At 48.8% G+C, this 14,731-nt stretch carries 12 protein-coding genes and 1 other annotated feature; of the genes, 3 read left to right on the forward strand and 9 right to left on the reverse strand.

Features of this window, described 5'->3' with window-relative positions:
* Window positions 1–96 precede the first annotated feature (96 nt).
* A complete protein-coding gene (locus AC4EHJ_RS08495) occupies window positions 97–1,242 on the forward strand; it encodes a M20 family metallopeptidase (protein ID WP_490975127.1) in 1,146 nt (381 codons plus the stop codon).
* A gap of 102 nt (window positions 1,243–1,344) precedes the next feature.
* On the opposite strand, the gene AC4EHJ_RS08500 is transcribed toward AC4EHJ_RS08495, so the two are convergent.
* The 5 genes from AC4EHJ_RS08500 to AC4EHJ_RS08520 form a co-directional block, all read right to left on the reverse strand.
* Window positions 1,345–2,331: a quinone oxidoreductase family protein gene (locus tag AC4EHJ_RS08500; RefSeq protein ID WP_490975128.1), complete on the reverse strand. Its 987-nt coding sequence runs from the start codon at window positions 2,329–2,331 to the stop codon at window positions 1,345–1,347.
* A gap of 46 nt (window positions 2,332–2,377) precedes the next feature.
* Window positions 2,378–2,962, reverse strand: coding sequence for a TetR/AcrR family transcriptional regulator (locus AC4EHJ_RS08505; RefSeq protein WP_490975129.1), 585 nt, complete (start codon window positions 2,960–2,962; stop codon window positions 2,378–2,380).
* Window positions 2,963–3,018: 56 nt separating this feature from the next.
* Entirely contained in the window at window positions 3,019–4,248 is a 1,230-nt protein-coding gene (locus AC4EHJ_RS08510; RefSeq protein WP_490975130.1) for an acyl-CoA dehydrogenase family protein, read from the reverse strand.
* 252 nt (window positions 4,249–4,500) lie between these two features.
* Window positions 4,501–5,217, reverse strand: coding sequence for a YebC/PmpR family DNA-binding transcriptional regulator (locus AC4EHJ_RS08515; protein WP_490975131.1), 717 nt, complete (start codon window positions 5,215–5,217; stop codon window positions 4,501–4,503).
* A 183-nt stretch (window positions 5,218–5,400) separates the two neighbouring features.
* Window positions 5,401–6,495 carry a nitric oxide synthase oxygenase gene (locus tag AC4EHJ_RS08520; RefSeq protein ID WP_490975639.1) on the reverse strand — a complete coding sequence of 365 codons (1,095 nt, stop codon included), beginning with the start codon at window positions 6,493–6,495 and terminating at the stop codon, window positions 5,401–5,403.
* 145 nt (window positions 6,496–6,640) lie between these two features.
* Here AC4EHJ_RS08520 and AC4EHJ_RS08525 point away from each other — a divergent pair, with 145 nt between their 5' ends.
* Window positions 6,641–7,432 carry an HAD family hydrolase gene (locus tag AC4EHJ_RS08525; protein WP_490975132.1) on the forward strand — a complete coding sequence of 264 codons (792 nt, stop codon included), beginning with the start codon at window positions 6,641–6,643 and terminating at the stop codon, window positions 7,430–7,432.
* 87 nt (window positions 7,433–7,519) lie between these two features.
* On the opposite strand, the gene serA is transcribed toward AC4EHJ_RS08525, so the two are convergent.
* Window positions 7,520–9,106, reverse strand: coding sequence for a phosphoglycerate dehydrogenase (gene serA / locus AC4EHJ_RS08530; protein WP_490975133.1), 1,587 nt, complete (start codon window positions 9,104–9,106; stop codon window positions 7,520–7,522).
* Window positions 9,103–10,266, reverse strand: coding sequence for a pyridoxal-phosphate-dependent aminotransferase family protein (locus AC4EHJ_RS08535; RefSeq protein ID WP_490975134.1), 1,164 nt, complete (start codon window positions 10,264–10,266; stop codon window positions 9,103–9,105). Before AC4EHJ_RS08535 ends, serA begins: the two co-directional genes overlap by 4 nt.
* Window positions 10,267–10,360: 94 nt before the next feature.
* Window positions 10,361–10,586: a binding site (T-box leader), on the reverse strand.
* 235 nt (window positions 10,587–10,821) lie between these two features.
* Here AC4EHJ_RS08535 and AC4EHJ_RS08540 point away from each other — a divergent pair.
* Window positions 10,822–12,255: a M20 family metallopeptidase gene (locus tag AC4EHJ_RS08540; RefSeq protein WP_490975135.1), complete on the forward strand. Its 1,434-nt coding sequence runs from the start codon at window positions 10,822–10,824 to the stop codon at window positions 12,253–12,255.
* Between the two features lie 65 nt (window positions 12,256–12,320).
* Here AC4EHJ_RS08540 and AC4EHJ_RS08545 read toward each other — a convergent pair whose 3' ends face one another.
* Both AC4EHJ_RS08545 and AC4EHJ_RS08550 read right to left on the reverse strand, forming a co-directional pair.
* Window positions 12,321–13,496 (reverse strand): acyl-CoA dehydrogenase family protein, encoded by a 1,176-nt coding sequence (locus AC4EHJ_RS08545; protein ID WP_490975136.1) that lies wholly within the window; start codon window positions 13,494–13,496, stop codon window positions 12,321–12,323.
* A gap of 22 nt (window positions 13,497–13,518) precedes the next feature.
* The gene (locus AC4EHJ_RS08550) at window positions 13,519–14,700 is read right to left on the reverse strand and encodes a CaiB/BaiF CoA transferase family protein (RefSeq protein WP_490975137.1); all 1,182 of its coding nucleotides are present in this window, start codon (window positions 14,698–14,700) and stop codon (window positions 13,519–13,521) included.
* Between the last annotated feature and the right edge of the window lie 31 nt (window positions 14,701–14,731).

Raw genomic sequence — 14,731 nt, forward strand, 5'->3', positions numbered from 1 at the left:
GTCAACGAAATTTTTAGTTTTTTCGAAATTAATTGATTTATCTTTCTATTTATGTTTAGGTATAAATATAATGAAATAAGGAAAGGAAATGATAAAATGAGCGTGTTTTATGAATATTTAGAAGAACACAAAGGGGAAATTAAAGAACAGCTTCTCAAATTAGTGAAAGCAGAGTCTCCCAGCCACCGCAAAAATGAGGTAGATAAATGCGGAGTTATTTTAAAGGAAATATTCCAAAATAATTTAAAAGGCGATTGGCAGCTTCAAGAATTTGAACAACCAACTGCAGGAAATCATTTGCTGTTTTCATTGGAGGAAGATTCAAACAAGCCCCGTTTCTTATTCTTGAGCCATTTTGATACAGTTTGGGAAGTCGGTGCGCTGCCGGTAGTTGAAAAAGGCGAAGATATTTATGGCCCAGGAATATTCGATATGAAGGCCGGCCTCCTTTCTTCTATCTGGGCCCTCCGCTCCTTACAGCAGGAGTATACTGAATTGCCGTTCTCACCGGTCTTCCTCTTCACCACCGATGAAGAAGTCGGAAGCACGACTTCAAGGAAGTTGATCGAAGAAGTTGCCCAAACTTGCGACGCCGTTTTCGTGATGGAGCCGCCGGTGTCAGGCACTTTCGCTTTGAAAACAGAACGGAAGGGCGTGGGACGCTATACGTTAAGCGTGAAAGGTGTCAGTGCGCATGCCGGAAATCACCACGAAGACGGAGTCAGCGCCATCCATGAACTATCGCAGCAGATCATTAAGCTTGAACAGTTGACAAATTATGAGCAAGGCACCACTGTCAATGTCGGCGTGATCCGAGGCGGCACCAGCAGCAACGTTGTGTCTGCAGCGGCGGAAGCGGAGATAGATTTCAGGGTGACAAGCCATGGTGAAGCGGACAAAATCATTAAAGTCCTGGAAAGCTTAAGTCCTTTCAATAATGCAGCGGAATTGGCGATTTCCGGCGAGCTGAATCGCCCTCCTATGGAAAAAAGCGGAAAAAGTGAACGTTTGTACCAGAAGGCCCTAGTGGCAGGCAAGCGTTTAGGGATTGAGCTGCAGGAAGCGAAAGCAGGAGGCGGCAGCGACGGCAACTTCACGGCTGCACTAGGAATTCCGACACTCGACGGCTTGGGCATCCCCGGCGATGGGCCACATGCTATTCATGAGCATATCCATTTTGACCGTTTCAGTGAGCGTTCTGCGCTGATCGCCGAATTATGCCTGGAACTCAGCGATCTCTAATGTCGCACCATAACACGAAAAAAAAACCATTCCACGGAGGAATGGTTTTTTCTATTGAGAAACGTTTTTACAGCACTTGCCTCTCGTTTTATTAAAAGAATTTTACGGTATGAGCAATACCTTACCAACGCTTTTGCGGCTTTCAATAAGAGCATGCGCTTTCGCTGCCGCTGCCAGTGGGTAGCGTTTTGAGATGACGATATTCAATGATCCTTCAAGCATGAACTTGGTGATTTCCTGTGCGGCTTCATGCAGAAATTCCGGACGCTGCTTGCGGTAGGTGCCCGTGCTATAGCCGATGACAGAGCGGCAGCTTGAATGGAGTTCTGTCGTTTTGACGCGTCCTGGCATCGAGCCTTCATTGGCATGTCCAAAAGAGACAATCCTGCCGAAAGGCGCCAAGCAATTCATGCTTTTCTCGAAGTTTTCACCGCCCACTGTATCCAGAATAACATCTGCTCCCTTGCCGTCTGTCATGTCGTTAACGATAGCCGCAAAATCCTGCGTCCGGTAATTGATCGCGTGATCGGCGCCGAATTCTTTCGCCATTGCCGTCTTTTCGCTACTGCCTGCTGTACCGATAATTTTGCCAGCCCCAAAAATCCGGGCCAGTTGGATGGCCGTCGAGCCGATGCCGCCAGCAGCCGCGTGGATGAGAATGGTTTCACCCGGTTCAAGCCTCGCCATTTTCCGGATGACATTATAGGCGGTGATGCCGACCGTCAACGAAGCGGCGGCCGTTTCAATCGGCAATTCGTCCGGCACCGCAAACGTTAAGGCTTCATCCGTTTTGACGTATTCCGCATATGACCCCTCTTTCGGAAACGCCATGACGCGGTCCCCTTTACGGAAACGCGTAACACTGCTTCCAGTTTCTACAATGACTCCGGCACAGTCAAGGCCGGGAGTAAAAGAAGCTCCAGCCTCGACTCCGTGATATTGCCCCTGGCGCGCCTTGATATCCGCAAAATTGACGCTTATGGCCTCGACCTTGATTAACACTTGATCGCTTGCGATTTCCGGCATTGGCGCATCCTCCAATTTCAGGACGGACGGCCCTCCCAACTCATGAACCACTATCGCTTTCATGTCAAAACCCCTTTCTGTTTAAATTAACAGTGTCTTTGCGGTTTCTTCAAGCCAACATCTTTAATAGATAAGATGCGTAGATCTCTTCGATTTTTTCATTGCTGTATTCCCCTTCTGGAGAATGCCATACTTGGACCCAATTGGTCGCACCCAGTATAATCATGCGCGCCATTTTTTTCTGCTCAATCGAGAACTCGCCTTTACTCACGCCTTCGTCGATGATCCTGTCGAAAACCTCCGCATATTTCGCACGCTTTTCGACAATTACATCCAAATGCTCCTTTGAGAATATCTGTTCAGGTTTTACAATTAAGTTGAAAATCTCTTTTTCCCGAATGGCGACTTCCAAATGAAATTTGATCGCTTTCTCCATCTTCTGCGCTGAAGAAAATTCCTGCGACATAATCTCTTCCATCTTCTCCATAGCGTCTGACAAAATCAAATCATGGCAGCGATAAAGCAATTCTTCTTTGTTTTTAAAGTAATAATAGAGGGATCCTTTTGTCATTAGCAATTCCGCTGCAATATCTTCCATCGTGGCATTATGGTAACCTTTGCGTGAAATGACTAAACTAGCTGAACGAAGGATATCCTCTTTCTTTTTAGCGGCTTTCCGTTCACGTAAGCTCATTCCATTCACCTCATCTACTCATTTTCAAAGGAATTCCACTGATAAGCCGACTGTTATCACTGCTTCACAGATGCTCTTTCTTTCAGCTGTTCACGCAATTCGAGCCTGCCGATATCACGCAGATGGACTTGGTCTGGCCCGTCCACCAAACGAAGCGTCCGCGCATAAGCATAATGTGCAGCCAGAGGGAAATCCTCCGTAAGCCCCGCGCCGCCGAAGACTTGAATTGCCCGGTCGATGACATTCAAAGAAACACGGGGAGCTGCAATTTTAATCATCGCAATCTCTTTGCGTGCTGCCTTTGCGCCTTCTGTGTCGATCTTATGAGCCGCATGCAAAGTCAGCAGACGCGCCATTTCAATTTCAATGCGGCTTTCGGCAATAATTTCTTTGATGACGTCCTTTTCAGCTAAAGTGGAACCGAACGCTTCTCTGCTTTCAGCGCGTTTGCACAATAATTCAAGTGCTCGCTCCGCTGCTCCGATTGCCCTCATGCAATGGTGAATGCGGCCTGGCCCTAATCGGCCTTGCGCAATTTCAAATCCGCGCCCTTCTCCTAAAAGCATATTGCCGACCGGCACCCGAACATTCGTGTAATGCACTTCCGCATGCCCTTGAGGAGCATCATCGTAGCCAAACACAGTCAACGGCCGTTTGATTTCGACTCCTGGTGCATCAAAGGGCACCAAAATCATGGATTGCTGTTGATGCTTTGCCGCAGTTGGATCAGTTTTCCCCATGACGATGGCAATTTTGCAGCGCGGATCCATAGCGCCGGTCGTCCACCATTTTTTCGCGTTGATGACATACTCATCGCCATCGCGGACAATGCTGCTTTGGATATTTGTTGCATCCGACGACGCCACGTCCGGTTCTGTCATCGAGAAACAAGAGCGGATTTCGCCTCGCAGCAAAGGCTCAAGCCATTGCTTTTTTTGTTCTTCCGTGCCGTATTTCACGAACACTTCCATATTGCCGGTGTCCGGCGCGTTGCAATTGAAAATCTCGGGAGCAATCAGCGAACGGCCCATGATTTCACAAAGATGCGAATAATCATAATTGGACAGGCCCGCTCCGTAATCGGGATCGTCCAAAAACAAATTCCATAACCCCTGATCTTTGGCTTTAGCCTTCAGCTCTTCGATAATAGGCGGGATCGTCCAGCGGTCTTCCGCTTCTTTCAAGTATTTCTCCACCGTCGATTCATTGGGATAAACATGTTCGTCCATAAACCGCAGTAAACTCTTCTCCAACTCTTGGGCTTTCGGCGACAATTCTTTAAGCATTTGCTTTCCTCCAATATTTTTCAAGGTATTTTTGAGTGAAAACCCTATCATTTACGCTATGAAAAAATTAATTAATTTGAATACTTATTCAAATTTAGTATAAAGCTTAACTTTTCGAATAACAAATCAATTGCCAAATCATTTTAAATATTCCATCAAATACGAAATTATTCTTTGAGTTGCTTAAAAGTACAAATATAAAAGACCGGCTCGCCTATGGGCGAACCGATCCTTATATCTTTCTGTCATTCATTAGCCCAAATCTACGTTATGGTACACCTGCTGGACGTCTTCCAAATCTTCGATGGCATCAATCATTTTTTCAAATTGCGCTTGCGCATCTTCCGGCAGTTCCAACTCGTTCTGCGCGAGCATCGTCAATTCAGCTACTGTGAATTCCGTAATGCCCGCGTTTTTGAATGCCTGCTGGACAACATGGAATTGGTCCGGCTCGGCGTAGACGATGACCGAATCTTCTTCTTCCATGATATCGCGTACGTCGATATCTGCTTCCATCAGCAATTCCAATACGTCGTCAGCCGTTTTGCCTTCAATTCCGAAGACTGCAGTATGGTCGAACATATACGACACAGATCCACTGACGCCCATATTGCCGCCGTTCTTACCGAACGCTGCACGCACGTCAGATGCTGTACGATTGACGTTGTTTGTCAACGTGTCGACGATTACCATTGAACCGCTCGGTCCGAATCCTTCGTAGCGCAGTTCGTCGAAGCTTTCTTCTGACCCACCTTTTGCCTTGTCGACTGCCCGGTCAATGATTACTCTTGGCACGCTATAAGTCTTCGCGCGTTCAAGTACGACTTTCAATGCTTGGTTCGATTCCGGATCCGGCTCTCCTTGCTTTGCAGCTACATAGATTTCACGGCCGAATTTTGCGTAGATGCGGCTTGTGTTCGCGTCTTTTGATGCTTTTTTCTCTTTGATGTTATTCCACTTGCGTCCCATTGTGTTTCCCACTTTCTTTCAACTTTGAATGTGAAGAACGTTCACTATCCTCCATTATATAATAAATCCACGGGTTTTTCAGAATTGCTGAGCTGAAAATATGCAAAAAAAAAGAGCATAGCTTTTTTCAGCTGTGCTCATTTGCCAGGAATCTTCCGGTTTCAAGCAGGGAGTCCTGCCAACCTACTGTTGATACGGCGGTTTTTGGTAAAAGTAATTCGGCTTCACCACATCGTTTTTATAAGGTTTGTGGAAAATATGTGTTGTTGCCGGAGACATCGGCGGTATCAGCCACGCCCAGTTTCCGGTGACGTCGCGCTCCGCCGCCTCTTCTTTTTTCTCAAAACTTTTGAATTGCTTGGCAGCGGTGTGATGGTCGACGATCGTCACACCTGCCTGTTGGAACGATTCAAGGACAGCGATGTTCAATTCGACAAGCGCTTTGTCTTTCCACAAAGAACGATTCGAGCCCGTATCCAATCCCATCACTTCTGCCACTTTCGGCAGCAGATCGTAGCGGTCCTCGTCCGCCAGGTTGCGTGCTCCAATTTCCGTTCCCATATACCAGCCATTAAATGGCGCAAGTGTATAATGGATGCCGCCGATTTCGAGCTTCATTTCTGAAATGATCGGCACCGCATACCATTTTACGCCCAGTTCTTTGAACGATGGCCAGTCAGGATGCTCAAGCTCCACTTCAAGCACTGATTCTTTCGGCAGTTCGAAAAAGCGCGGTTCTTCATGTGCTGTTTCAATGACGATTGGCAGCACGTCGTAAGGTGTACCCGCTCCTCGCCAACCCAGCTTTTCACATTGCTTTGTAAATTCAAGCGACGACGAGTCACCGATAATTTCTCCGTTTTGTTCATAGCCCGCATAGCGGATCAATTGGTGATTCCAAATTCGTGCTTTGTCCAATCCGTTTTGCTGCGGCGTAAAAATGGTGATGGCCGGCCGGATCTTCCCGCTGTTTGCGGCAAATTCGATGTGCCCCAGCAGCGCTTGAAAAATATCTTCCGCAGATTCCCTCCCACGCTCGTCAAACACAGTCAATGTGTTCCAGAACAACCGGCCTATACAGCGGTTATTATTGCGCCATGCCATCCGCGCGCCGTGCTCCAGCTCTTCGAATGTATGGGTGTAGCTTCCTTTATCATCTATTTCCTTTTTCACTTCATTGATGCGGCTGATCATTTCCGATTCGGTCTTTCCTAATTCATAGCAGTATCTGGATAAAAAATCCATGGCTTCCACAACCAAATCATTGGGCGTCCCAATAGCGTTCAAGATTATCACTCCTCGTCAACATTCTATCACCGCCCCTCCCTATTTTCCTGCTGGAAATGCACCGCTGCTGGGTTTTTTGTGACGAATACAGTACACTTGAACAAAGTGAAACTACAACGGCAGGAGACAAGAGAAGATGGTAAAAGCGATTTTTTTTGATTTGGACGATACTTTGTTATGGGATAAAAAAAGTGTCGAGCTGGCGTTCCAGAAAACCTGTGAATTGGCAGAATCTCTCAGCGGGACGGATTGCAGCAAGCTCGAAACAGCGGTCCGGGCCGAAGCGAGCGAGTTGTACGCTTCTTATCCGACCTATGATTTCACGAAAATGATCGGCATCAACCCATTCGAAGGCTTATGGGGAACTTTCGATGACGAAGGCTCCGATTTCCAGGAAATGAAGAAAATCGTTCCGGAGTACCGGCGCGCGGCTTGGACCGCCGGCTTAAAACGCATCGGTATCGATGATCCGGCACTCGGCCAGCAATTGGCCGAACATTTTCCGAAAGCACGCAAACAGCATCCTGTCCTTTACGACGAAACGACGCGTGTGCTTGAAGGGCTGAAAGACAGCTATGACCTTTTGCTATTGACGAACGGCTCTCCTGGCCTGCAGAATATTAAACTTGAAATCACTCCTGAAATCGCGCCTTACTTTGCCCATATCGTCATTTCCGGCGATTTCGGCAAAGGCAAACCTGACCCAGGCATCTTCGAATATGCATTAGCCAAATTCGGCTATGCAAAGGAAGATGTGCTGATGGTCGGTGATAATCTGATGACCGATATCATCGGTGCAGAAGGGGCGGGCATCCGTTCTGTGTGGATCAACCGTGAAGAAAAAGCTCCCCACGACACTATTAAACCCACCTATGAAATCGCGCACCTGGAAGAATTGCTGCAATTGTTGGAGCAGGAACAATTGTAACTTGCCGCAAAAAGGCGCATCGGAGTCATTCCCGATGCGCCTTTTTCTTATGATGCCAGCCAATAAAGCAACTGACTCTCATACAATCTATAAATTGATGGCGGTAACTTTTTCGATTTCCGCTAACGCTGTCAGTTGGTCGAGACTGCTTTGCTCAGCTGGTTTGTCGATCGACAGCATCATGATCGCATCGCCGCCGGCATTCGAACGGCCGACTTGCATTGTCGCGATATTAACATTTTCCTGTCCGAGCAATGTGCCGACGCGGCCAATAACGCCCGGACGGTCATTGTGGCGGATAAAGAGCAGGTTGCCTTTTGGCACAACATCGACGAGGTAATTATCAACTTTGACAATACGTGCGCCTTGGCCGTTCAAAAGCGTTCCGGCCGCTTTCCTCGTCCCATTGGCTGTCTTCACTTCCACTGTAATTAAGCTCGTAAAGCCTTTCGAGGCAGTCGATTTGCTTTCATTTACCGTGACGCCTTTCAAATTCGCAAAATACATGGCATTGACGTCGTTGACAATTTCTCCCAGATAACGCTTCAAAAGGCCTTTCAGCATATTGCGCGTCAGCGGACCGACTTCAACATTCGCCAGTTCGCCTGAATACTGGATATTCACTTCCTGGGCGGTACCGTCCGCCAGATCCGCCAAGAAAATGCCGAGCCGTTCCAGCAAATCAAAATACGGTTCGATTTGCGCCATGATTTCCTTTGGCACTGAAGGCAGATTGACCGAATTGCGCACGGTCCCTTCTGTGAAGTACCGGATGACGTCATTGCTGACATCGACAGCGACAATCTCCTGTGCTTCTATCGTGCTGGCGCCAAGATGGGGTGTCGCCACCACTTCCGGCAGCTCGAGCAGGCGAAAATCGACCATCGGTTCCTGTTCAAAAACATCAAGTGCCGCTCCCGCCACTTTGCCCGCTTTAATCGCGTCGTATAAGGCATTTTCATCGATGATTCCACCGCGGGCGCAGTTGACGATCTGGACGCCAGGCTTCATCATGCCGAAAGCTTCCGCATTAATGAGGTGGCGTGTTTCTTTCAGCAAAGGCGTGTGGACCGTGATAAAATCCGCAGCTCTGACCACTTCTTCGACAGTGCCAAAATCGACGCCCATTTTTTCCGCTTTTTCAGGCGTCAAAAACGGATCGTATGCGATGACATTCATGCGCTGCCCTTTGGCGCGCGCAGCCACTTCCGCTCCTATGCGCCCAAGTCCGATGACGCCAAGCGTCTTGTTTTTCAATTCGACGCCGACAAACGATTTGCGGTCCCAATTACGGTTGCGGAGCGCGTAATACGCCTGCGGAATTTTCCGGGCCATCGACATCAGCATCGCCATCGTATGCTCAGCCGCTGAGTTTGTGTTGCCGTCTGGAGCATTGACAACGATGATGCCATGTTCTGTCGCAGCCTCAAGGTCGATGTTATCGACACCCACACCGGCGCGGCCGATGATTTTCAGGTGCTTCGCCTTTTCAATGATGGCGCGGGTCACTTGGGTTTGGCTTCTGACAAGCAGCGCATCAAAATCACCGATGCGCTCCCCCAATTGTTCGGGCGTCATGTTCGTTTCAATTGTAATATCAAAGCCGTCTGCTTGGCGCAACGGGTAAATGCCGTCTTCACTTAAAGAATCACTGATCAAAATATTATAATTCATTGCGCAGACTTCCTTTCATCCAAGAAAATTTGTTGTGCTGCCCGCACGCCGTGGCCGAGTTCAATCTTTTTGCCTGCTTTTACGATGCCGATTTCCATCGCGGCAATCGCCTGCAGCATATCCGCCGGCGAGCAATAACCCATGTGGCCAATGCGGAAGATCTTCTTCGCCAGCTCTTGCTGCCCGCCGGCGAGTTCAAGGTTGAATTCGGTTTTCATTACTTTGCGGAACACTTCCGGATCGAAATCGTCGGGTTTCACTGCTGTCACGGTCGGAGAAGCGTCCGCGTCCGTTGTCAAAAGCGGCACGCCCAGCGCTTTAAATGCCGCACGCGTCATGTTCATCATCAACGAATGGCGGGCATAGACTCTTTCAAGCCCTTCTTCTTCCAGCAGCTCAAGCACCTGCTGCAAGCCGAATAAAATTGATAATGCCGGTGTGAAAGGCGTCGTATCCTTAAGAATATTATCCCTGTGCTTCGCCAAATCGAGATAAAATCGCGGCTGCGGATTGGCATTCACTTTTTCCCACGCCCGCTCGCTTGCAGCGATAAACGTCAATCCCGCAGGCAGCATAAATGCTTTCTGGGAGCCGGTCACGACGATATCGATGCCCCATTCATCCATTTCCGTTGCGGTGCCGGCTACACAGGAAACTCCATCCACAATGACCAAGGCATCCGATACTTCCTTGATAGCTGCCGCCAATTCTTTTATAGGATTCAAAACGCCTGTTGATGTTTCACAGAACGTCGAAAACACTGCCGTTACGAGAGTTTTTTCTTTCAAGAATTCTTTCAATTTTTGAGGATCGACCGCTTTACCCCATTCGACATCGAATACATGCGTTTTCAGTCCGTAAGCTTTGCAGATTTTCACAAACCTGTCGCCGAATGCGCCAGTCACAATGACAGCGACTTCTTCACCAGGTGCTACCGTATTGACGACAGCTGTTTCAAGCCCTGCTGTTCCGCTCCCTGTCAATATCATGACTTCCTGCTGAGTGCCGAAAACCTGTTTCAGTTTCGGGCGGATGGCAGCAATCATATCGGACGTGCTTTGTCCACGATGGCCGATCATCGGCTGGCTCATGGCCCGTTCAACACTCGGCGGTATCGGCGATGGTCCTGGAATTCTTAGAATTTGTTGATCTGTCAGCATAACGGTCATTCCCCTTTCGAATTCAAACGGTGTACGGAAATTCAGCATCCGGAACTGGAACTAAAAAAAGGCTCTCCACCCCCTACATAAAAATGTAAGGGGCGAAGAGCCTTCAATTCGCGGTACCACCCTAATTCGCTGCTCCATGGCGGAACAGCCTCATTGGTTCACATGCGTAACGGACACGAGCCGGAAGGGCCTACTGGAGTTCAGCCCATCTATTCAGGAGTGCTGCTTACTGCCGGAACCGCTGATTTGCACCATCCATCAGCTCTCTTGAGATTCCTCTGCCGTCTGCTTGTCTCCGTCAAAATAGTTGTTTGAATCTTTAATTGAATTCATCATAACAAATTGATGTAAGTTGTCAATATATAATAAATTTTCAGCTTTCTTTGGAACCGTTTTCATTTTCAGCAATCCTTTGTGCCTTAAGGCTCTATCCATGAATAAACTTTTTTATCTTTTACAAAGGAAATACAGCGTTTTACAGACAGCCTAAGATTCTCGCGCTGAATTTGTTATACTTGAAAGATAATTCAGAAGGAGGCGTAAGTGATGATCAATACATTTTCAATTGAGGACTATCTGGCTTCAAACCGAAACCGTTTTGAGGAAATCAGCAAATTCATCTGGCAGCACCCTGAAACCCGTTACTTGGAATTTGAATCTTCCCGTTTTTTGTCGGACGAATTCGAGAAAGAAGGATTTACAGTCCAACACGGCATCGGCGGCATCGAAACCGCTTTTTCCGCATCGTTCGGTGAAGGGAAACCAGTCATCGGTTTTCTCGGTGAATTTGACGCATTGGCAGGGCTCAGCCAAAAAGCGCACAGCGTTTCTCAAGAACCGCTTGAATCTGGCAGCAATGGCCATGGCTGCGGGCATAACCTCCTTGGCACCGGATCGCTTGCCGCTGCTTACGCCGTTAAATCCTATTTTGAGGAAAATGGCATTAAAGGGACTGTCGTATTCTACGGCTGTCCGGCCGAAGAAGGTGGATCCGGCAAAACGTTCATGGTGCGCGAAGGCGTCTTTGACGATCTCGATGCGGCGTTCACTTGGCATCCTTCTTATGTGAACACCATTATGAGTTTGTCGAGCCTGGCAAACTACCAGGTCTATTTCCGCTTCAAAGGCATTGCTTCTCATGCCGCGAACTCGCCGCACCTCGGGCGCAGCGCATTGGATGCTGTTGAACTAATGAACGTCGGCGTCAATTACCTGCGTGAACATGTCATTCCAGAAGCGCGCATGCATTATGCCATCACCAATAGCGGCGGCATTTCTCCGAACGTCGTGCAGTCGGAGGCAGAAGTTCTGTATTTGATCCGTGCACCGAAAGTTGCACAAGTAGATGACATCTACAAGCGCGTATGCAAAATCGCGGAAGGCGCAGCGTTGATGACAGAAACTGAGATGTCCATTGTTTTTGACAAAGCCTGCTCCAATTACGAACCGAACCGCGTGCTTGAAAGCATTCTTTTCGATAAGCTGCAGGCAGCCGGTCCGATCCACCCGACGGCAGAAGAAGAAACATTTGCTCAAGGCATCTGGGACAGCTTGTCCGAAGGGGAAAAGAAAAATTTCGTCGGCGGTATGGAAAGCTTCGGCTACAGCGGCGATGGCAGTGAGTTTGAAGGAAAGTTCCTGTCCGATATCATTTCAAGCTACGAGCCTTCTGACAAAACGATGCCCGGCTCTACCGATGTCTCGGACGTCAGTTGGGTTGTCCCAACTGCTCAATTGACTGCTGCCACCAGTGCGCTCGGCACACCGCTGCATACGTGGCAGATGGTCACACAAGGCCTCAGCACGTTCGCCCACAGTGGGACATTGCTTGCAGCGCATGCTATGGCAGAAGCTGCCATCCATCTTTTCGAAAATGGCTCAGCACTTGAAGCGGCAAAAACGGAGCACGACAAAAAACGTTCGAAAGAACCTTATACCAACCCGATTCCACGAAGCGTCAAGCCATCTGCAACGAAATAATTGCACAGCAACGCGCAATCAAAAGCGCCCGGCCATTTATTGGCCGGGCGCTTTTTGATAATGGTTCAATAAGAGCGCGGCATTCCCAGCACGTTCTGCCCGAGAAATGCCAGCACCATATTATTGCTGACCGGTGCCACTTGATACATCCGCGTTTCACGAAATTTGCGCTCTACGTCGTATTGATCGACAAAGCCATAGCCGCCGAACGTATCGACACAGACGTTCGCTGCCTGCCAGCTCGCTTCACTCGACAGGTATTTCGCTAAGTTCGCCTGTTCGCCGTATTTTTCACCTTCGTCGTATTTGCGCGCCGCTTCATAGCGCATCAGATCTGCAGCCTTAATCGCGGCGTAAGCCTTCGCAATCGGAAACTGGATGCCTTGGTTCATGCCGATTTTGCGGTCGAACACGACGCGGCTATTGGCGTATTCGGTAGCTTTATCAATAAAGAAATAGCCATCGCCGATTGCTTCAGCCGCCAACAGCGTACGTTCGGCATTCATTCCGTCGAGGACATAGCGAAAACCTTTGCCTTCTTCGCCAATCAAGGAATCTGCAGGGATTTTCATGTTTTTATACCAAACCTGGTTTGTCGCATAATTGAACATTGCACGGACGGGTTCTGTAACAAACGTCTCAGGCTGCTGTTCACGGATTTCCCGCAAATCGACAAGGAACAGGCTCAAGCCTTCGGTTTTCTTGTCGCCCAACTCTTCAGATGGGGTCGTGCGCGCAAGCAGCATCAGCAAATCCGATTGCAAAATACGGCTAGTCCAGTTTTTATGGCCATTGACGATATAGCCGCCATCCCTTTTCTCGGCAAATGTCTGAATCGCTGTCGTGTTGGAACCAGCCGCCTCTTCTGTCACCGAGAACGCCTGGAAACGGATGCTGCCGTCGGCAATACCCGGCAGGTACTTGCTTTTTTGTTCTTCGCTTCCGTGCTTCAGCAGCGCACCCATTGTATACATTTGCGCGTGGCAGCCTGCCGCATGGCCGCCCGACCGGTTGATTTCTTCCAATACAATCGTCGCTTCAGTCATGCCGTAGCCTTTGCCGCCGTATTGTTCTGGAATCAGCGCAGATAGATAGCCGCTTTTCGTCAGTGCGTCGACAAATTCGTACGGATATTCCCGCTCCAAATCTAACTTTCTCCAATACTCATTTGGAAATGCCGAACACAGATTCCGGACTTCTCCACGCAAACTCTCCCGTTCCTGCACACTTAAACCCGCCATCTTTTTCCCATCCCTTCATGTTTTAAATATTCTCATCCACCTCTGTATAAGGGCGCATTTCTTCATAGTCAAAACCGAACTCTTCTAATATGGCGGCTGTGTGTTCACCGACCGCCGGCACCGGATTCATGACCGTGTCAATTTCATCCGACGTCACAGGCGGCAACAATGCTTTCAGCATGCCCACTGGTGAATCCACTTCTCTCCAGCGATTGCGCGCCTGCAATTGCGGATGATCTACCAGTTCAGTAACGGTATTCAAGCGGGCATTGGCAATCTTCGCTCCTTCCAGCGAACTGATAATGGCGTCCGAGTCCATGTTTTGGAAAACCATTTCGATGAGTGCTCTTAACGCATCTTTGTTCGCTACGCGGTTGGAGTTGTTATTGAAGCGCTCGTCCACTGCGATTTCAGCCTTGTTCAAAACCTCTTCGCAGAACTGCACCCATTCACGTTCGTTTTGAATGCCGAGAAACACCATTTTTTCATCTCCCGCCTTGAACGGTCCATAAGGATAAATAGTGGCATGGCTCGCTCCGGTCCGCTGCGGCTCTGATTTGCCGTAAGCAGAATAATACAGCGGATAGCCCATCCACTCTGCCAGTGCTTCGAGCATCGACACTTCGATAATGGCGCCTTTTCCGGTTTTATAGCGGGAGATAATCGCTGTCAGCACGCCCGTGTACGTATACATACCTGCTGCAATATCCGCGATGGAAATTCCGGCTTTCGAAGGCGTTTCTTCTGTACCGGTTACAGAGACCAGTCCTGCTTCGCATTGAATCAGCAGATCGTAGGCTTTTTTATTGGTATAAGGACCAAATGTTCCGTAGCCCGAAATAGAGCAGATGATGAGCTTCGGGTATTTCTTTTGAAGTTCCTGCGCGCTGAAGCCGAGGCGGTCCACCGCTCCTGGAGCAAGATTCTGGATAAAAACATCGGCTTCCGACAGCAGTTTTTCCAATACTCTTTTCGCTTCTTCGTGCTTCAGGTCGAGCGTAATCGATTCTTTTGAGCGGTTCGTCCAGACAAAATGGCTTGATAGCCCTTTTACCGTTTTGTCGTAGCCGCGGGCAAAATCCCCCGGCCCAGGGCGTTCCACTTTAATGACACGTGCACCCAAGTCGGCCAGCTGGCGCGTCGCAAACGGCGCTGCCACTGCTTGTTCAAGTGAAACCACTGTGATTCCCTGTAAAGGCAACATAACTTCCCCTCCTTTTGAATTTCGGTTCTAT

This window comes from Planococcus sp. TJ-301 (assembly GCF_058268475.1).

Coding starts and splice junctions, on each gene's coding strand:
- AC4EHJ_RS08510 (WP_490975130.1), bottom strand. CDS start 4,248: ATGCTTAAAGAATTGTCGCCGAAAGCCCAAGAGTTGGAGAAGAGTTTA.
- AC4EHJ_RS08540 (WP_490975135.1), top strand. CDS start 10,822: ATGATCAATACATTTTCAATTGAGGACTATCTGGCTTCAAACCGAAAC.
- AC4EHJ_RS08525 (WP_490975132.1), top strand. CDS start 6,641: ATGGTAAAAGCGATTTTTTTTGATTTGGACGATACTTTGTTATGGGAT.
- AC4EHJ_RS08495 (WP_490975127.1), top strand. CDS start 97: ATGAGCGTGTTTTATGAATATTTAGAAGAACACAAAGGGGAAATTAAA.
- serA (WP_490975133.1), bottom strand. CDS start 9,106: ATGAATTATAATATTTTGATCAGTGATTCTTTAAGTGAAGACGGCATT.
- AC4EHJ_RS08500 (WP_490975128.1), bottom strand. CDS start 2,331: ATGAAAGCGATAGTGGTTCATGAGTTGGGAGGGCCGTCCGTCCTGAAA.
- AC4EHJ_RS08515 (WP_490975131.1), bottom strand. CDS start 5,217: ATGGGACGCAAGTGGAATAACATCAAAGAGAAAAAAGCATCAAAAGAC.
- AC4EHJ_RS08505 (WP_490975129.1), bottom strand. CDS start 2,962: ATGAGCTTACGTGAACGGAAAGCCGCTAAAAAGAAAGAGGATATCCTT.
- AC4EHJ_RS08535 (WP_490975134.1), bottom strand. CDS start 10,266: ATGCTGACAGATCAACAAATTCTAAGAATTCCAGGACCATCGCCGATA.
- AC4EHJ_RS08545 (WP_490975136.1), bottom strand. CDS start 13,496: ATGGCGGGTTTAAGTGTGCAGGAACGGGAGAGTTTGCGTGGAGAAGTC.
- AC4EHJ_RS08550 (WP_490975137.1), bottom strand. CDS start 14,700: ATGTTGCCTTTACAGGGAATCACAGTGGTTTCACTTGAACAAGCAGTG.